The sequence below is a fragment of the Flavobacterium sp. 120 genome, assembly GCF_003633605.1.
Taxonomy (GTDB): Bacteria; Bacteroidota; Bacteroidia; order Flavobacteriales; family Flavobacteriaceae; genus Flavobacterium; species Flavobacterium algoritolerans.
The window spans coordinates 1,287,788-1,307,360 of record NZ_RBKZ01000001.1 but is presented as its reverse complement, the minus strand read 5'-3'; the positions used below and the strand labels follow the sequence as shown (position 1 = coordinate 1,307,360).

Annotated in this window: 17 protein-coding genes; 10 read left to right on the top strand and 7 right to left on the bottom strand. The window is 33.7% G+C overall.

All coding sequences use genetic code 11. The annotated features are described in order from the left end of the window. Positions 1-67: 67 nt before the first annotated feature. The gene (locus tag C8C87_RS05650) at positions 68-1,090 is read right to left on the bottom strand and encodes a low specificity L-threonine aldolase (protein ID WP_121341883.1); all 1,023 of its coding nucleotides are present in this window, start codon (positions 1,088-1,090) and stop codon (positions 68-70) included. Between the two features lie 188 nt (positions 1,091-1,278). On the opposite strand from C8C87_RS05650, the gene prfB reads away from it, so the two are divergent. Continuing rightward, positions 1,279-2,374 (top strand): peptide chain release factor 2 gene (gene prfB, locus C8C87_RS05645; protein WP_121341881.1). Its coding sequence is split into 2 segments (ribosomal slippage): positions 1,279-1,341 and positions 1,343-2,374, totalling 1,095 coding nucleotides; the frame shifts between segments, so codons are not numbered across the junction. A 92-nt stretch (positions 2,375-2,466) separates the two neighbouring features. Beyond that, a complete protein-coding gene (locus tag C8C87_RS05640) occupies positions 2,467-3,165 on the top strand; it encodes an energy transducer TonB (RefSeq protein ID WP_121341879.1) in 699 nt (232 codons plus the stop codon). A 38-nt stretch (positions 3,166-3,203) separates the two neighbouring features. Here C8C87_RS05640 and C8C87_RS05635 read toward each other — a convergent pair whose 3' ends face one another. Then, complete coding sequence (locus C8C87_RS05635; RefSeq protein WP_121341877.1) at positions 3,204-4,115, bottom strand: phospholipase A; 912 nt, start codon at positions 4,113-4,115, stop codon at positions 3,204-3,206. Positions 4,116-4,301: 186 nt separating this feature from the next. On the opposite strand from C8C87_RS05635, the gene lpxD reads away from it, so the two are divergent. From lpxD to C8C87_RS05615, 4 genes are all read left to right on the top strand, one after another. After that, the gene (gene lpxD, locus C8C87_RS05630) at positions 4,302-5,300 is read left to right on the top strand and encodes a UDP-3-O-(3-hydroxymyristoyl)glucosamine N-acyltransferase (RefSeq protein WP_121341875.1); all 999 of its coding nucleotides are present in this window, start codon (positions 4,302-4,304) and stop codon (positions 5,298-5,300) included. A gap of 165 nt (positions 5,301-5,465) precedes the next feature. Continuing rightward, on the top strand, positions 5,466-7,094 hold the full coding sequence (locus C8C87_RS05625) for an acyl-CoA carboxylase subunit beta (protein WP_121341873.1): 1,629 nt from the start codon (positions 5,466-5,468) through the stop codon (positions 7,092-7,094). A gap of 139 nt (positions 7,095-7,233) precedes the next feature. Next, a complete protein-coding gene (locus C8C87_RS05620) occupies positions 7,234-7,866 on the top strand; it encodes a hypothetical protein (RefSeq protein WP_121341871.1) in 633 nt (210 codons plus the stop codon). Positions 7,867-8,095: 229 nt separating this feature from the next. Then, a complete protein-coding gene (locus C8C87_RS05615) occupies positions 8,096-8,518 on the top strand; it encodes a DoxX family protein (protein ID WP_099715723.1) in 423 nt (140 codons plus the stop codon). 50 nt (positions 8,519-8,568) lie between these two features. Here C8C87_RS05615 and C8C87_RS05610 read toward each other — a convergent pair whose 3' ends face one another. Further along, on the bottom strand, positions 8,569-9,618 hold the full coding sequence (locus tag C8C87_RS05610; protein WP_369869775.1) for an AMP-binding protein: 1,050 nt from the start codon (positions 9,616-9,618) through the stop codon (positions 8,569-8,571). A gap of 37 nt (positions 9,619-9,655) precedes the next feature. Continuing rightward, entirely contained in the window at positions 9,656-10,567 is a 912-nt protein-coding gene (locus C8C87_RS05605; RefSeq protein WP_121341869.1) for a CPBP family intramembrane glutamic endopeptidase, read from the bottom strand. 108 nt (positions 10,568-10,675) lie between these two features. Between C8C87_RS05605 and arsC the strand changes: the two genes are divergently transcribed. Both arsC and C8C87_RS05595 read left to right on the top strand, forming a co-directional pair. Continuing rightward, on the top strand, positions 10,676-11,020 hold the full coding sequence (arsC, locus tag C8C87_RS05600) for an arsenate reductase (glutaredoxin) (RefSeq protein WP_121341867.1): 345 nt from the start codon (positions 10,676-10,678) through the stop codon (positions 11,018-11,020). Between the two features lie 106 nt (positions 11,021-11,126). After that, the gene (locus C8C87_RS05595; RefSeq protein WP_315161886.1) at positions 11,127-13,589 is read left to right on the top strand and encodes a TonB-dependent receptor domain-containing protein; all 2,463 of its coding nucleotides are present in this window, start codon (positions 11,127-11,129) and stop codon (positions 13,587-13,589) included. Positions 13,590-13,709: 120 nt separating this feature from the next. Here the strand turns inward: C8C87_RS05595 and C8C87_RS05590 are convergent, their stop codons facing one another. After that, complete coding sequence (locus C8C87_RS05590; protein WP_099716357.1) at positions 13,710-13,874, bottom strand: hypothetical protein; 165 nt, start codon at positions 13,872-13,874, stop codon at positions 13,710-13,712. Positions 13,875-14,133: 259 nt separating this feature from the next. On the opposite strand from C8C87_RS05590, the gene fumC reads away from it, so the two are divergent. Further along, positions 14,134-15,531 (top strand): class II fumarate hydratase, encoded by a 1,398-nt coding sequence (gene fumC / locus C8C87_RS05585; protein ID WP_121341864.1) that lies wholly within the window; start codon positions 14,134-14,136, stop codon positions 15,529-15,531. Positions 15,532-15,710: 179 nt separating this feature from the next. On the opposite strand, the gene C8C87_RS05580 is transcribed toward fumC, so the two are convergent. Next, positions 15,711-16,718, bottom strand: a complete 1,008-nt coding sequence (locus C8C87_RS05580) for an LLM class flavin-dependent oxidoreductase (RefSeq protein WP_121341862.1) — start codon at positions 16,716-16,718, stop codon at positions 15,711-15,713. Positions 16,719-16,890: 172 nt separating this feature from the next. Continuing rightward, positions 16,891-18,093, bottom strand: a complete 1,203-nt coding sequence (locus C8C87_RS05575) for an NAD(P)-dependent oxidoreductase (RefSeq protein ID WP_121341860.1) — start codon at positions 18,091-18,093, stop codon at positions 16,891-16,893. Positions 18,094-18,343: 250 nt separating this feature from the next. Here C8C87_RS05575 and C8C87_RS05570 point away from each other — a divergent pair, with 250 nt between their 5' ends. Continuing rightward, the gene (locus C8C87_RS05570; RefSeq protein WP_121341858.1) at positions 18,344-19,543 is read left to right on the top strand and encodes a serine hydrolase; all 1,200 of its coding nucleotides are present in this window, start codon (positions 18,344-18,346) and stop codon (positions 19,541-19,543) included. Positions 19,544-19,573 lie beyond the last annotated feature (30 nt).

Genomic DNA, 19,573 nt, shown 5'->3' with positions numbered 1-19,573 from the left:
GCTTACTGTTTTTTCATTGCGATAAAAACGTTAAACCTTAAACTTTAAACAAATTTTCCAAACAGAATTATACTAATTTTTGGAGTGTTTCCAAAACATAAGTATGCATCACTTCTCTATAATCAAGATGCGTTACTATTCTCAATTTTCCATGTCCCATTGAGCTGATTGAAATGTTTTTTTGTTTTAAAACTTCAATTAAATTCTTCTCATTACAATTTGGTACCAATGAAAAAATCAAAATATTAGTCTCAACTGGCTCTACAGAAGCAACCCAGCTTAACTTTTTCAATACATCGGCAATTTCTTTAGCTCTACGATGATCTTCAGCAAGGCGTTCTATATTGTTATCCAAAGCATAAATTCCGGCTGCTGCCAAATATCCTACTTGACGCATTCCGCCACCAAATATTTTTCGAACACGCAACGCTCTGTGAATAGTCGCTTTATCAGCCAATAAAACAGAACCAATTGGTGCTCCCAATCCTTTGGATAAACAAACCGAAATCGTATCGAATAATTTTCCAAATGCTTTTGGATCTTGCTTTTTGGCTACCAATGCATTCCAAATTCGGGCGCCATCCATGTGGAATTTCAAATTATTAACATCGCAAACCTGTTTTATTCTTTGCAAGTCCTCTAGTTCGTAACAAGCGCCTCCGCCTTTATTGGTTGTGTTTTCCACACAAACTAAACTCGTCAAAGGACTGTGATAAAATTCAGGGTCATTAATTGCTCCCGCCACTTGTTCGGCATTTATCATTCCGCGGTTTCCGTCTAATAAACAACAAGAAACTCCGCTGTTAAAAGAAACTCCACCACCTTCATAATGATAAACGTGCGCGTATTTGTCCGCTATTAATTGTTCGCCGGGCTGTGTATGCAATTTTATGGCTGCTTGATTGGCCATTGTTCCTGAAGGGAAGAAAAGTCCTGCCTCCATACCAAACATCGCTGCAACTTTTGCTTCTAATTCAATAACTGTAGGATCTTGTTTGTAAACATCATCACCTACAACTGCTTTGAACATATATTGCAACATTTCGTTGGAAGGCTTTGTGATGGTATCGCTAATTAAATTTATTTCCATATTTTTTTATTATCAGTACGGGCTATTCTCGAATTGTCCCTTCGTAAAATTTTTCTATTTTTGTGCCACAAATTTACATAATACCGTTTGTTAATTCAAACTAGTTCAGTTAAAACTAAACTAAATATATTACACAACGGAATTTTTTGTAAATATTGAAAACAGACCTATCAAATTAATATAATTTTATGACAACTACCGAACAAATTAAAGGTATTGTGGAGCGCCTTGGTGCGTTGAGGAGGTATCTTTGACGTTGATGCCAAGCTAATTGAGATTTCTAATGAAGAAGAGAAAACTTTTGCTCCCGACTTTTGGAACAATGCAAAAGAAGCGGAACTCATTGTAAAAAATCTTAGAAACAAGAAAAAATGGATTGAAGATTACAATAAAGCTGTCGAAATGACGGACGAATTGCAACTCGCCTATGATTTTTACAGAGAAGGAGAACTTACCGGACAAGAATTAGACGAACATTACAACGCCACTCAAGCTCATATTGAAGCAATCGAATTCAAAAATATGCTTTCGGATGAAGGTGATACGTTGAGTGCTGTTGTGCAAATAACTGCCGGTGCCGGAGGAACGGAAAGTTGTGATTGGGCCGAAATGCTAATGCGCATGTACATGATGTGGGGCGAAAAATACGGCTATAAAATCAAAGAACTGAATTTCCAGAAAGGTGAAGCAGCTGGAATAAAAACCGTAACACTCGAATTTGAAGGCGATTATTCCTTTGGCTATTTGAAAGGCGAAAACGGCGTACATCGATTGGTTCGAATATCACCGTTTGACAGTAATGCCAAGCGTCATACGTCGTTTGCATCCGTTTATGTGTATCCGCTTGTAGATGATAGTATCGAAATTGACATTAATCCTGCCGATATCGAAATTACCACTTCGCGATCCAGTGGTGCGGGAGGACAAAATGTAAACAAAGTAGAAACTAAAGTACAATTATTTCACAAACCAACGGGGATTCAGATACAATGTTCTGAAACACGATCACAACAAGATAACAGACAACGAGCGATGCAAATGTTACGCTCTCAATTGTACGAAATTGAGTTAAAAAAGAAACAGGCACAACGCGCGGATATCGAAGCTGGGAAAATGAAAATAGAATGGGGTTCACAAATCAGAAATTACGTGATGCAACCCTATAAATTAGTCAAAGATGTTCGAACCGGTCATGAAACCAGCAATGTTGAAGGCGTAATGAATGGAGAAATCGATGAATTCCTTAAAGCATATCTCATGATGATGGGACAAAAAGAAGAGTAAAAATATTCTACTATTAAATTTAATCCTACAGTAAGCTAAAGCTATATTGTAGGATTTTTTTGTTACTTTTGTTCAAAAATCATCACGTTACCATGAAAAAATTACTTGTATTATTCGTTTTATTATCGTCCATAACTTTTTATGCACAGAAAAAAGTATATTTTACAGAAGATTTCAAAGAATTACCATCTGCAGATAATGCCACTTATTATACTATTTATGAAGAGAGTCCAGAAGGAACATTGCGAACAACTTACTACCTCGATAATTCTCTTTTTACCAAAGATCATTTTTCAAATTACAAAAGACGAATTTTAAACGGCACATCTGAAAAGTGGTATAAAAATGGCACTAAACAAATGCTGGCAATATATATTAAAGGCAAACCAGAAGGCGTTCAAACTCGATATTTTGAAAACGGTCAAGTAAAACGTACCGAAAATTTTAAAAATGGAGAATTTGTTGATGGAAAATGTTTTGATGAAAACGGAACTGAAATAGCGTTTTTTCCTTACTACGTAAAACCTGAATTCCCTGGAGGAATGAAAGCTTTTTATGATTATGTAGCAAATAATTTTAAATCTCCAAACAGTGGTAGAGGGGAAATAAGAATTGGATTTTATGTTGAATTAGACGGAACTTTAAACCACTTCGAAGTTGTAAAAAGTATCAATAAAGAGATGGATTTGTCAGCTATACGATTATTAGTTAATGGCCCAAGATGGACTCCAGGTAAAATAGATGGTAAAGAAACACGTGTGAAATTTGGTATACCAATTACCGTTCTGTAGATTTTTCATGCTATTTTTAAGAATTGCTCCTTTAAAATTTAAAGCCATTCTATCAAGGAAACCCCTACTCCAATAGTAGTTTGTAAATTATTATAATCAATCAGCGTTTCACCATATCCATGAGAGATTAGCAAGTATCCCTTAAGATTATCTTTTATGGGATACGACCAGGAAAAGGATGAATTCCCTCTTGTTTTTGAATTAAAATTTAGATTATGGCTGCCAATAAAAGAAAATATATTACCATTTTTGGTATAAATCACATTTATATCACCACGTCCAACATATTCTGAAATATCCGGATTATCATCTTTCTCTGCAGGCAGACGAAACCAAGGCCTAAGATAAATTGTCCAATTTTTACGTTCTAATCCTGCATGAAGAATAACTCTATTCCAACTTCTTGAAAAAGGTTCGCTCTTCCCGTTAGACTGGTGATTGAAAGCCACTCCAACCATTCGGGCTTTAAAACCCAAAAAATTAAATTTAACAGGAACATTCAAAATAAGTTCCGGCTCGTAATTCACTTCTCTAAAGGGTCTTGAAAGATCATTATTATAGATTTGCCAATGTGATATTTGTGTATAAGCAACCCATAAATCGCCGTGTCCCCAGAAAATTCCCTGCAAGACTTTGGTCTTGAAACTCAATTGGAATTTAGCTTCTATATTATTATAATCAACTCCATCAGGAGCAACATAATCAGGATCTACATTTCCTGAAATAGGTTGTTCATTTGGATTATTTGTCCATCGAACCGGTAAAACATACATTGGTTTATAAGGAGTCAACAAAAATGTCCCTCTAACAGAAGTGGTGTCTAATTCCCAGCGTTCAGTCAAATCCCGAAGTTGTGTTTTACTGTTAAATAAAGCCTGAATTTGTGCATTTGCAGAAAAACCAGAAAAGAAAAGTATAAAAACTGAAAATTTTATTTGAAATGATTTCATCAGGTACAAGCATACATTAAACAGCAAAATTAATTTTTTAAGACTCCCTTTTGTTGTGAATTTATTTTTATTACTTATATAAATAACACTTTTTTATCTTGTTAAAGAATTTATTAAGATTAGGAATTTTAACCCTAAATTCTTTTATTTGATAATTATTAAACAACCAAATCCAATATATACTTAATGAAATCCTACACAATTCAAGAAATAAATGAGATTCTAAAAGGAGAAATAGTCGGGAATACTTTTCAAAGTATTACTGCGCCTGAACAACTTGAAGCCGCTAATGAATCTGAAATTTCATTTATTGGAAACAAAAAATACGAAAAATTTTGGTCTGCATCCAAGGCTTGTGTAGCGGTTGTCAACGAAGATATATCTATAGAACCCGGAGAAGACAGGGCTTTCATAAAAGTAAAAAATGCTGATTTAGCAATGTCTCAGGTATTGGAACTTTTTGCACCTCCAACACCAATATTTACAATTGACATTCACCCAACAGCAGTAATTGATTCAACTGCAACCATTTGTAATGGTGCCCGAATTGGTGCAGGATGTTATATAGGGCCTAAAGTTATAATTGGAGACAATGCAACTATTTATCCAAATGTGACTATACTTGACGAATGTACAATAGGTAAAAACACCGTGATTTGGTCAGGAACAGTTATTAGAGAACGATGTCATATTGGGAATGATTGTATTTTGCATCCCAATGCAACAATTGGTGCCGATGGTTTTGGTTTTCGTCCTGACCCACAAAGAGGTTTAGTGAAAATTCCACAAATTGGAAATGTAATTATTGGTAACAGTGTAGAAATTGGTGCTAACTCATGTGTTGATAGAGGAAAATTCAGCTCTACCGTTTTAGGAGATGGTTGTAAAATTGATAATTTAGTTCAAATAGGTCATAACAGTAAATTGGGGAAATTCTGTATTATGGCTGGAAACAGTGGACTTGCAGGATCAGTAACATTAGGAAATGGTGTAATCATTGGCGGAAGCGCTTCTATAAAAGACCACACCACTATTGGTGATGGTGCCATTGTTGGTGCCGGTTCCGGTGTTACAGGAGATATTCCAGCGGGAAAAACCATGTTAGGATATCCAGCTGTTGAAGCTCGTGATGCATTAAAACAATGGGCAATTTTGAAAAGACTTGTCAATGAGTCAAAAAAATAAACACTTACTTTTTTATTAAATTCATAAAAAACAGAGATAAACTTCTGTTTTTTTGTTTTAATAGTAAACATATATTCGATTTTCATCAAAATCCAATTAAAATAATAAAATTTATTTAGTTGGATTTTGTATTTTAGCACAAAATTTTTTTAACACTATTTCATCATGGATTTGAACTTCAACAAAAACGAAGACCACAATAAACTTTTACTTTCAGCATTGCGACAAAAATTAAGCGTAGTCAAATTAGGAGGTGGTGAAAAACGCATCCAAAAATTACATGGTGAAGGTAAAATGACAGCACGCGAGCGTATTGATTATTTATTGGACCCAAAAGCAAAATGCATCGAAATTGGGGAGTTTGTTGGTGAAGGAATGTATGCAGAACATGGTGGCTGTCCCTCTGGTGGAGTTGTTGTCAAAATAGGATATATCAGAGGAAAACAATGTATTGTTGTGGCTAATGATGCTACTGTAAAAGCAGGTGCTTGGTTTCCCATAACTGCAAAGAAAAATCTGCGTGCGCAAGAAATTGCAATGGAAAATCGCCTTCCAATCATCTATTTAGTGGATAGCGCAGGCGTTTATTTGCCTTTGCAAGATGAGATTTTCCCGGATAAAGAGCATTTTGGTCGCATTTTTAGAAATAATGCTCAAATGAGCAGTATGGGAATTACTCAAATCGCTGCTGTAATGGGAAGTTGTGTTGCTGGTGGTGCTTATTTGCCAATTATGAGTGATGAAGCGATGATTGTGGATAAAACAGGAAGTATTTTCTTAGCCGGAAGTTATTTAGTAAAAGCTGCCATTGGCGAAAGCATCGATAACGAAACGTTAGGCGGAGCAACTACACATTGTGAAATTTCGGGCGTTACAGATTACAAAGCCAAAGATGATAAAGACGCATTAGATAAAATAAAAAATATTGTTGACAAAATAGGTGATTTTGACAAAGCTGGTTACAGCCGAATTAAATCAGAAAAACCAGCATTAGACGAAAAAGAAATTTACGGTGTTTTACCAAAAGCCCGAAATGAACAGTACGACATGATGGAAATCATCAATCGTCTGGTTGATAATTCCGAGTTTGAAGCGTATAAAGACGGTTATGGTCAAACCATTATTACCGGTTATGCCAGAATTGACGGTTGGGCAGTTGGAATTGTTGCCAACCAACGAAAAGTAGTAAAAACCAAAAATGGCGAGATGCAGTTTGGTGGCGTAATTTACTCTGATAGCGCTGATAAAGCAACCCGTTTTATCGCTAATTGCAACCAAAAGAAAATTCCTTTGGTATTCGTTCAAGATGTTACCGGTTTTATGGTTGGATCCAAATCTGAACATGGCGGAATTATTAAAGACGGTGCCAAAATGGTAAATGCTGTATCCAATTCAGTTGTACCAAAATTCACGGTTATCGTAGGGAATTCATACGGTGCAGGAAATTATGCCATGTGTGGAAAAGCGTATGACCCAAGATTAATTTTTGCTTGGCCTAGTGCTGAACTAGCCGTTATGGGCGGAACGCAAGCTGCGAAAGTATTAGCACAAATTGAAGCTTCTTCGCTTAAAGCAAAAGGCGAACTGGTTGACGAAACCAAAGAGAAAGAATTGTTTGATAAAATCAAAGCTAGATATGACGAACAGGTTTCGCCTTATTATGCAGCATCACGATTATGGACTGATGCAATCATCGATCCTTTAGACACCAGAACCTGGATTTCTATGGGTATTGAAGCGGCAAACCACTCGCCTATTGAGAAGAAATTTAATTTGGGCGTTATTCAAGTTTAACCACTCATTTACAGATACTTAAATCTATATTTTGTATATTTATAATGCTTTTAGGAACTATATAAATGGTTCCTAAAAGTAGTTATAATGCCCTAAAAAATCTTAACCTAATTCATTTAATTATCTAAAATTAAAAGAAATGAAAAAGATTTTTGTTTTACTAACAACACTTTTATTGTTAGTGGGGCAGTTTACATATGCACAAAATAAAACCGAAAATACTATTTTGTCAAAGGATAAGAAACCTTTTTATCTCGAAACAGGTATCAACGCATCGCTGCCTGTACACATACAAATGTATCGAAGTCATAGACTTGCTCTAGGAATAAATGCCAGAGCTGGAAAAATAATTTCAAGAAAATTAGAACTCGGAATCCGATTTGATTATGATTATAGATTCATTAAAAAAGGCAGTCGAATACTTACTACCGAAAGCACATTGACAGAAAGAGCTTTACATAGTAATTTTAGTTTATTCAGTATTAAACCAAATGTTCAGTTTAATTTAAATTCAAATTATTTTTTGGGAGTCGAAACCGGTTTAGGATATGCACTTTCTGATGAAGATAGTAAAATTGGATTGGGTTTTGTATCTGAATATGCCAGTGACCAGCAATTTGGATTGTGTTCAGGTCTGTATTTTGGAAAATCATTTGACATTGGTTCTAATAAAGACAAAATCAGTTTATCTCTTAATTTTAGTCAATTTTTAGCTCTTGGCCATGCTGAAAACAGCCTTGGTTTGCGAATAAATTACCTATTCCTAAACTAAACAAGGTATTTCAAATTATTAAAAATTACTCAATCCTTTTTAAAATTTAACTTCTCTACTCTCGCTGTACTTATAAATTAAGACACCATTATTAGTAATTTATTCGCAAAAGCTACCGTACAATTCTTTTGAAGGAAGAAAACATTCAAAGTTTAGTTTTCTTTAACAATTATAAATTATTTAATTAAAAATCAGTAACTTAGTACTACATTTTTAAAACTATAGTATTATGAACAGCGTCAAAAATTTAAACAAATGGGCGAATACGCACACTTATTTAACCGTGGATTTGGTACGAATAGCACTTGGAGTATTTTTGTTTATGAAAGGAATCTCTTTTATAACGAATATCCAATATTTAAATGATCTGATATCTCCAATTGACAGAATTGGTGGTGGAATGTTTCTCGTTCATTATATTGCTCCGGCGCACATGGTTGGCGGTATAATGATTGCTTTTGGTTTATTGACAAGATGGGCAATAATAGCACAACTTCCTATATTAATAGGTGCTATTGTAGTAAATTTTATGGGAGAAATGCATTCCCAAAATTTACTTTTGGCATTACTGATATTAGGAATTTGTATCTTTTTCTTATTCTACGGAAGTGGAAAAAATTCAGCTGATTATTACTTTAAAATGGAGCAATAATTAAATAAAAAAGCTTCCAAAAGTAACGGAAGCTTTTTTATTAAAACAATTTAAATACTTTCTATAATTTCTTTGCGCTTTATCTTCCCGTTTTCGGTTTCAGAAAATTTAGAAACATAAAAAACTTCTTTTGGTTTTTCATATTTGTCCAAACCATCAAAAATAGTGTCGTCCAGTATTTGCTGCTCCCCTTCAATAACAATAACTAATTTTTCACCTAAAACAGCATCTTGTTTTCCGGTTACAAAAAATCTTGAGTTAATTTTATCGGATAACTTATCTTCAATTTTTTCAGGAATCAATTTGATTCCACCACTGTTTATTACATTATCAATACGTCCTAAAAAAACAAATTGATTTTCGCCTACAAGTTCCACTAAATCATTTGTGACAATAGATTCATTAGAAATTTTTAAAGCATCAATCACCAGACAATTTCTATCATCTTGGCTAATTTTAATATTTGGCAAAATTGAAAAAGTCTCCTCACCTATTTTCTTGGCTGCAATATGAGTAATCGTTTCCGTCATACCGTAGGTTTCATACACTTCCGTTTTCAATTTAGAAAGTCCTTTTTCAAGAGTATTGTTCATTTTTGCACCACCAACAATCATCTTTTTTACATTCTTCAATTCTGATAAAGAGTTTTGAGCTTGTAAAGGAACCATCGCTACAAAATCATATTTGGTATCGTTTTGCAACATAGGATGAGAACTTGGCGCAACAAAATCAACATCAAGACCCAGAATAAAACCCCTCACAAACATCATTTTTCCTGCAATATATTTAGTCGGTAAGCAATGTAATACTTTGTCTCCAGGTTTTAAATCGAAAAAATCACCGGTAGCAATTGCTGAATTGACCATCGCTTGTTTATCGACACGAATCAATTTTGGAGTTCCGGTAGTCCCGGAAGTATTCATTTCTATATACGATTTGTTATCAAACCAATCGAGTACAAAATCTCCCACTGATTTTTCGAATTCGTCTCCTTCTTTTATAAAACTGTACGCTACTCTGCATAAATCATTTCGGTTCAGATGAAACCCGTTTAACTTAAAGAGGTTGTGGACATTATGATATGTTATTGTATCAATCATGATAGGTTTATTTTAAATTATTGAACAGTTTTAATGATTAAATATTTCCAGTTAGTTTTTCTTTCCAATTGGTCCAATTGTATTTTTTACTAAAGATAAATAAAAGTATTGGGTAAATAAGAACCACCGGCACTATAACATCTAATCCGGCTGACGGTTCCGAAATATCTTTAAAAACAGAATTGGTTTGAAATGCAGACCAATCAGAAGTAACAAGTAAAGCACCTACTAAATTATTGGCAGCATGAAATCCTAAAGCCAGCTCCATTCCTTCATCCATCAATGTAATAATTCCCAGTAAAAGCCCAGTTCCTATATAATATACAAGTACTATATGCCCTATTTTAGCCACTTCAGGATTAAAAATATGCATTCCTCCAAAGATAACCGAAGTCATCAATAAGGGAAACCATTTATTCTTGGCAAGATTAGCAAATCCCTGCATTAAGTATCCTCTAAAAATATATTCTTCAGAACTGGTTTGAATAGGAATTAGCACTACACCAATTACGACTAAAATTGCAAATGGCACTGGTTTAAAATTGATTACAAAATCGTTAGGATTAGAAAAATAGAATAGCAAAGTGGATACAATTGTAAAAACGGACCAAACCATAAAAGAAAATCCAACTCTTTTCCAATCTATTTTAGCTCTTGATGTTGTTACAGAAAGCATCGTTTGTCCATGTAAATTACGAACTACCAACACAATGCCTAGCATAATAAAAACGAACGAAATCAGTATTAAAAACAAAGTCAGATTTGAATCAAAAAAACGCATTACCGATTCATTATCTGTTGGATAAGGTTTTCCATTGAAAATTGTTTCATACAATATCCCTATTAAAAGTGGCAACTGACCCACAAATGAAGCGCAAATTATTATTATTGAACCTAAAATATATTTCCAAAAATGATTCTCTGATTTTATTCCCTGTTCTATAAACATATAATTTTCGTTTTATTTTTATACTTAATTAGTTTAGCAAATGCTATTTTTGTTACATTAATACTAATCCTTGAAATACCCATTTATAATAACCCAATAGTATTAACTATGATACAAATATACCATAATTCACGCTGTGGAAAATCCAGAAATTGCCTCGCATTTGTGGAAAACTCAAAAAAAGAGTTTGAAATCATCAATTATTTGACAAACCCACCTTCATTTGAAGAGTTGTCAGCTATTATCCAAAAATTAAACATAAAACCCATTGAATTAGTCCGCCAAAAAGAAAAAATTTGGATAGAAAATTTTAAACATCAAAAATTGAATGATGAACAAATTATTCAAGCCATGATCTCGCATCCAATTCTAATTGAAAGACCAATTGTAATCGATGGAAACTCGGCTATTATAGGACGTGATTTAGAAAAAGTGGCCTCTTTTATTTTATAAAAATCCGGTTGTTTTAATTAACATTTTTTTGTGATTTGTAGTATTAAACCAAATCCTACTTTTGCAATCTAAAGTTTGTAACCAAAGTTTTTAAAAAATGAAAAAAATGAAATCCGTTTTAATTCTTGTTCTCTTTTTTACGACCCTGTTCAGTTTTGCTCAAGCTCCACAAGCTCAACAAGGTCCTGCAGTTCCAAAAATTAAAATAACAGGTAAGGTAATTGAGAAAATAAGTAAACAACCTCTTGAATACGCTACAATTACTTTTTTAATTCCAAACAATCCAAAACCAGTTGCTGGTGGAATTACAAATCCAAATGGGGAATTTGAAATTGAAGTTAAACCGGGTGTTTATGATATAAAAATTGAATTTATATCTTTTAAAATAAACGAAATTAAACAAAAGAACCTTCAAAAAAGTACGAGTTTAGGTTTAATCAGTTTAGATGAAGATGCGAATCAATTGAATGAAGTTGTTATTCGTTCTGAAAAAACAACTGTTGAAATAAAATTAGACAAAAAAGTATACAATGTAGGGAATGACCTTATGGTAAAAGGAGGAACTGTTAGTGATGTTTTAGACAACATCCCTTCTGTTGCTGTTGATGTTGAAGGAAATGTAAGTCTTCGTGGAAATGAAAATGTAAGAGTTCTTATTGATGGCAAGCCTTCAAATGCGATTAATATTGCTGAGGCATTGCGATTAATTCCAGCCGATGCGATTGACAAAGTAGAAGTTATTACCAATCCATCTGCACGATATGATGCCGAAGGTGGTGGAGGTTTATTAAATATTATCTTGAAAAAAGGTAAAAATCAAGGTTTAAACGGAACTTTTATAGCTTCAACCGGATATCCTGAAACATACGGTTTAAGCGGTACCTTAAACTATAAATCAAAAAACTTTAATCTTTTTACTACTCAAGGATACAATGACCGTAGTAATCCCGGAAATGCATTTACAGATTCAAGATATTTAAATGCTGATAATTCTACTCGAAATTATGTAAATGAAACTAGAGAAAACGAAAGAGATAATAAAGGGTATAATGGTAATTTTGGAATGGAATGGTATTTAAGTGAAAGCCTTTCTTGGACCAATACCTTTAACTACAGAAAAAGTAATGGTATCAACGTTGATAACGTTTTCCAAAATAATTATGATTCAGGATTTAATTATGACTATACCCGTAATCGTATCAATTTAGAAAATAGCGATAGTGAAAACGTAGAATTTGCAACAAACTTCACTAAGAAATTTAAAAAAGACGGTCATAAATTAACCATTGACGGTTCCTTTTCTACTAATGATGACATCAACGATGCATTAATTACAGACACAGCTACAAATACAAGTGTGATAAAATTTGATAACACTATCAACAATCAAACTCAAAGCAGAAATTTACTTCAAATGGATTATGTTTTACCTATTGGAAAAGGAAGCCAGTTTGAAGCAGGATACCGTGGTGATTTCTCAGAATTACTTACTGATTACAGAGTTGAAAATGATGGAGTAATCAATAACAACTTCACAAATACATTAGAATACAAGGAGAAAGTTAATGCGCTTTACACTCAATATGGTGTAAAAATTAATAAATTCTCAGCCCTTTTCGGATTGCGTTTTGAGGATTCCAATATTGAAATCAATCAATTAGCGACCAATGATTTCAACACTAAAAAGTACAACAACTTTTTCCCAAGTGCTTTCTTCACTTATGAAATATCAGACAAAAGCAGCGCTTCTTTAAGCTATAGCCGAAGAATTCAAAGACCTAGAGGAAGAATGTTGAATCCGTTCAGCAACTTGTCGAGTAACATCAATATTTTTGTTGGAAATCCAGATTTAGATCCTGCATTTTCAGATGCTATTGATTTTGGTTACATCAAAAGATGGGAAAAATTAACCTTCAATACTTCCTTATACGTAAATAAAACAACAGATGTTTTTCAATTTGCAAGAAGAGAATCAGGAGATTTCGTTAACGGAACACCAATCTTAATCAGTTCTCCTATCAACTTGGCAACTGAATACAGAACAGGATTTGAATTTACATTAAACTATTCTCCATACAAATGGTGGAAATTAAACAGTAACTTCAATTTCTTCAGAAACGAAACGCAAGGAGATTTTACCTATACTGATTTCAACAATAATGAAATCGTACAAAATTTTGATAACGTAGCGACATCTTGGTCAACAAGACTAACTTCAAAAATCACATTGCCATACAAAATCGACTGGCAGACTAATGCAACCTATAATGGTCCGCAAAATAATGCACAAGGAAGAAGCTTAGGGATTTTTGCAGCAAACATTGCATTCAGTAAAGACGTATTAAAAGACAAAGGAACACTTTCATTCAACGTAAGTGATGTATTCAATTCCAGAAAAAGAATCATGGAAAGTAATCTTCCAGGAATTGTAAGTTCGTACAGCGAAATGCAATGGAGAGAAAGACAGTTTAGCTTATCGTTCACGTATCGTTTTAACAAACAGAAAAACGAAAGAGAACAACAACCTAAGCGAAATCAAAATGAAAATGAAGGTGATTTTCAAGGATAAAAAAATAAGGACTCGTGAAAACGGGTCCTTTTTCTTTTTAGATAAAAAGTAAAATAGCAGAGTATAACGCATAAAAAAAAGGGCCCATAAAATGAGTCCTTTTTTTATTTAACAAAAAGTTTAAACTGATTGTTCTTTCTTCGCTTTTCTTTCTTTATATCTTTCCCATAAAGCTCCACCAATCCAATATTGAACGAAACCTACAAGAAAAAACATTAACCAAAATCCTATAGTAAGAATGGTTAAGAAAAGTAAAAAGCCTAAGTACTGTGAAAATTCAAACATGTTTTCCGGAATTTTTGAATGTAGCCACAAATGTAAGTTTAATTCCTTTTCGTACCAATAAAAAAACATAAAAACTACCAATCAATTTTTATAAAAAAGGAATTATCCGTATTTTTGAGCTCAGAATTTGGAGCTGTTTCCCGCTGTTCACTCTAATCTTTTCTTTTTGGCAGCAAAAAGAAAAGGATTTCTCCCGAAGCTTCGGGATCATCGGGGCTAAAACGTAATAAACGACATAATTATTTTTAAATAACAAGAAATGAAATTCAGAATAGAAAAAGACACCATGGGTGAAGTGCAGGTTCCAGCTGATAAATATTGGGGCGCACAAACAGAACGTTCAAGAAACAACTTCAAAATAGGTCCATCGGCTTCTATGCCAAAAGAAATTATTGAAGGTTTTGCTTATCTTAAAAAAGCAGCGGCTTATGCCAATTGTGATTTAGGTGTTTTGCCAGTCGAAAAACGCGATGCCATTGGTGCTGTTTGTGATGAAATTCTAGCTGGAAAATTAGATAACGAATTCCCATTGGTGATTTGGCAAACGGGTTCAGGTACACAAAGTAACATGAACGTGAATGAAGTAGTTGCAAATCGTGCGCAAGTACTAAAAGGATTCAACATTGGCGAAGGCGAACAATTCATTAAAGCCAATGACGATGTGAATAAATCACAATCTTCAAATGACACTTTCCCTACAGGAATGCACATTGCAGCGTATAAAGCAGTTGTAGAAGTTACGATTCCCGGTGTAGAAAAATTAAGAGATACACTTCATGCCAAAGCAGTTGAATTCAATAATGTGGTTAAAATAGGTCGTACGCATTTAATGGATGCTACGCCACTTACATTAGGACAGGAAATTTCAGGATATGTAGCGCAATTGAACTACGGTTTGAAAGCGGTTAAAAATACTTTGGCACACTTATCAGAAGTAGCTTTAGGAGGAACTGCAGTAGGAACAGGATTAAATACTCCAGAAGGATATGACGTAAAAGTAGCGGAATATATTGCTGAATTTACAGGACATCCGTTCGTAACTGCCGAAAATAAATTTGAAGCGCTGGCAGCACACGATGCTATCGTAGAAACACACGGTGCGTTAAAACAACTGGCGGTTTCATTGAATAAAATTGCCAATGATGTGCGTATGTTAGCATCTGGACCTCGTTCAGGAATTGGAGAAATCCTTATTCCGGAAAATGAGCCAGGATCTTCTATTATGCCAGGAAAAGTAAACCCAACACAGTGTGAAGCATTGACTATGGTTTGCGCACAAGTTATGGGGAATGATGTTGCAATCTCTGTTGGTGGAATGCAAGGTCATTATGAATTGAATGTTTTCAAACCATTGATGGCTGCAAACTTCTTACAATCAGCTAGATTACTTGGTGATGCTTGTCTATCTTTTGACGAACATTGCGCACAAGGTATTGAACCTAACTACAAACGTATCAAAGAATTAGTTGATAATTCATTGATGTTAGTTACGGCTTTGAATACTAAAATTGGGTACTACAAATCAGCTGAAATTGCTCAAACTGCACACAGAAACGGAACAACGCTTAAAGAAGAAGCGGTTCGTTTAGGATATGTAACTCCTGAAGATTTTGATGCTTGGGTTAAACCGGAAGATATGGTTGGAAGCCTTAAATAATCAATGATGAATTGTTAATTATTAATGAGTTATAAATTAAAAACCCTGCAATATAAGTTGCAGGGTTTTTAATTTAATTTATTTTAAATAATTGAGCTTCTTAGATGAACTTACATGACTTATATGGTTTAAATTTATCAAAATATAAGTTAATTTTAGTTTAAAAAACATCCGAAATTCTATTTCTTATTAATTGTATCCATTACTTCTTTCATGATTCGAATGCTTTTCAATTTATCTTCATGATTAAAAATTGGACTCGTAATCATCAATTCATCAATTTGTGTATATTCAATAAATTGCTTCAATTCGGTAACTAATTTTTCTTTGCTTCCTACAAACGAACAAGCAGTCATTTGGTTTACATGAAAATGTTCTTCTTCACGCATTATCCCATCAAGCGAATCAACTGGTGGTTGTAACGGCTTTCTATCATTTCGAATCAAATTCAGAAACATTTGAGTTAAACTCGTTGATAATTTTTCTGCTTCTTCATTTGTATCTGCAGCTATTGCGTTTACACAAGCCATTGTTTTGGGTTGGTCTAAATATTTTGAAGGCTCAAAGTTATCTCGGTAAAATTGAAATGCTTGATACATTTGTTTCGGCGCAAAATGTCCTGCAAAGGCATACGGCAATCCATTAGCAGCAGCCAAAGCAGCACTATCCATACTAGAGCCTAAAATCCAAATGGGAACATTAGTCCCTTCTGCAGGAAAAGCACGCACTTTTGCAGTAGCATTATCCTCCGAGAAAAATTCCTGTAGCGCGGCAACATTTTGAGGAAATCGCTGTGATTGTTCGAAGAAATCTTTCCGAATCGCCTGTGCTGTTAAACCATCAGTTCCTGGCGCTCTTCCTAATCCTAAATCAATCCGATTGGGATATAGTGTTTCAAGTGTACCAAATTGTTCCGCAATAATTAACGGGGCATGATTGGGCAACATAATACCACCGGAACCTACACGGATATTCTGGGTTTGACTGGCAATATAACCAATCAAAACTACCGTAGCAGTACTCGCTACGTGCGCCATATTATGATGTTCGGCTAACCAAAAACGGTTGTAATCTAAACTGTCAGCCAGTTGTGCCAGTACTTTTGTTTTTTGTAATGTTTCGCTTGCATTACTATTTTCGGTAATTATCGCTAATTCAAGTAGGGAAATTGGAATATTTTTAGTCATTATAAATTTCAGATTTTGAACAAAATTAGGCAATTACACAAACTCATTAAATTTTGAGGTGTTAATTGATTTATAATATTTTAAAAAGAAGCAATTTTTTAACCAAGAAAATTTCCATAAAAAAACCTACAACTTTACATTGCAGGTCTATCTATTTTTAAAGAAACGGTATTTATTTCCCGTCGACATAATCTTGTAAATAACTAAATCTTGGAGTCAGTTTTCCATTTTCAGCTATTTTGGCTCTTTGTAAGATTCCATCTTTATCTCCATTGAAAAATGCAGGAATTACATGCTCCATAAACATTTCTCCAAATCCTTCACTGGCATCTTTTGGCAATTCACAAGGTAAATTATCTACTGCCATCACCACAATTGCAGCCGGATGAAAAACATCTACTTCCTTATCTTCACTTGGTAAATATCCGTATAATGGTTCCGCAATTGTTGATGATCTGAGCGTGCAGGCTATTGGACCATTAACATCACAGGAAACATCGGCAACAATCTTAATTTTACAATCATTAGACTGAAGCATTTCACGGGTCAGAATTACTGGAGCTTCATTGGCATGAAAATGTCCTGTAATATAAACATCAGAGACTTTAGTAAATCGTTCAAAATCAGAAACGTATTCTTGTGGATTATCATAAAAATCTGTGAAATCCAACACTTGTCCGTCTTTACGTTTGTTGTATTCTAATACATCAATCTGAGTGTAAACGGGTTGTGTATAGTTTTTTGTTAAATAATTTTCAACTGAAACTTCTTTTATTTTTATGGCGTCCAAAATCTCTTTTGCCCCATTCCCTACTTTTCCTGTACCAGTAATCACAAATTTTAATGGAGGTAAAACCAATCGTTTTAAATGTGCAATTAAGGCTTCTTTACCGGAAAGCGTTTCCGCTTTTGGCAATTTAAACAATTCGAATTTTATTCCAAAAGCTCTTATACTATTGTACGCACCCACAATTCCAGCATAACGTCCAAAACCAATTAGCCTGTGATTATGAGAATTTACAATGGTTTCATGGTCGTATAAATCAATGTTTTTTTCTAAAACGGCTTGTAATAATTTTCTATTGTAAGGCTGTTTTTTTATGGTATGCGAAAAAAAGAAATATGCTTTATTAGGAATCAAATTTTCTACTGGAACTTCTTTTACCCCAAATAAAACATCACAATCACTGATATCATTGGTTACTTCAATTCCTAAATTTTTATATTGTTCATCCGTAAAAACCCGAATATCGGAACTTTCTACTTTTATAGAAGCACCTTGATACAGCTGTTTTAATCTGGCCAATTCATCAGGTGAGAAAATAACTCTTCTGTCAGGCGGGTTTTTTCTTTCTTTTAAAATTCCGAATTTCATATTTTTTTATGCTTTTGATTTGTTTTTATTATAACTTTATTTGGTTTATTTGTTACAAATATAACAATTTAAACGAAATTCAATTTATTTTTTTCATAAAAAAAACCAGCAAGAAACTACTATAAGCTGATGTACAAAATAATACAAAAATTGCTCTTCTTTGTTACTGATAAAATAGTGTTAAGGTTTCAAAAAAACAACGTCTCAAAAGACATTGATTCTATATATTTGCCTTTCTAGCACTACAGAAATGAATTTTATAAAAAAAACAAATATACTACATATATTCCTCCTCTTTTTGGTTTTAAGCTCTTGCAATAATGAGAAAAAGAAAATAGAATTAAGTGATGCTCAACTCCCAAAGAGTACATTACCTAAGATGAAGCCGTTACGCAAACCTGAGACAAAATTAACTGCCGAATACATCAATTCAAAAAAGATTTCCATTGACTCTTTTTATAAAAAAAACTGGCCCAACAATAGTGCAAACGGAAGTTTTCTGGTTGCTAAAAATGGTCAAATTATTTATGAAAAATACGAAGGCTACTCCAATTTTAGAGATAAAACATTAATTACTAAATCTACTCCGCTCCACATAGCGTCTGTGAGTAAAGTAATTACGGCAACGGCTATTTTAAAACTAATAAATGCTAAAAGACTTGACTTAGATCAAAAGGTGAATACTATCTTGAAAGAGTTTCCGTATCCTGATGTTACGATACAAACCTTGTTGAATCACAGAAGTGGTATGCGTAATTATGCTTATTTTACGGATCGTGATAAAACCATCTGGGATAGACACAACATACTTACCAATCAAGATATCCTGACTATCATGGCAACAAAGGATATTGGTTTAGAATTCAAAACCGATACTCGTTTTAGTTATTGCAATACTAATTATGCCATGTTGGCATTAATAATTGAAAAAATCACAAAACTTCCTTACAAAGATGCCATGAAACAAATCATTTTTGAACCATTAGGCATGAAAAACACCTATGTTTTTGATTATGAAAGAGATAAAGACACCGCTGTTACTTCCTACAAAGGCAATAAAGTCGAAATTGGAAAGGACTACTTAGATGCGATTTATGGAGATAAGAATATCTACTCCACACCTCGTGATTTATTAAAATTTGACAGAGCCAGAAACAGTTCAGCTTTCCTAACACCAAAATTGTTAAGTCTAGTATATAAAGGATACAGTAATGAACGCAAAGGCACTAAAAACTATGGTTTAGGCATTAGAATGGTCAATTGGGAGACCGGACAAAACTTTTATTTTCATAACGGTTGGTGGCATGGCAACACTTCCTCTTATATTACCTTGAGAAAAGAAAGCGTTACCATTATTGCGTTATCCAATAAATTTACCCGAAAAACATATGATGTTAGGAAGTTAGCCGTTTTATTTGGGGACTACCCGTTCAAATTAAAAGACGAATAAAAAAAGGAATGATTTTTGAAATAGAGTTGG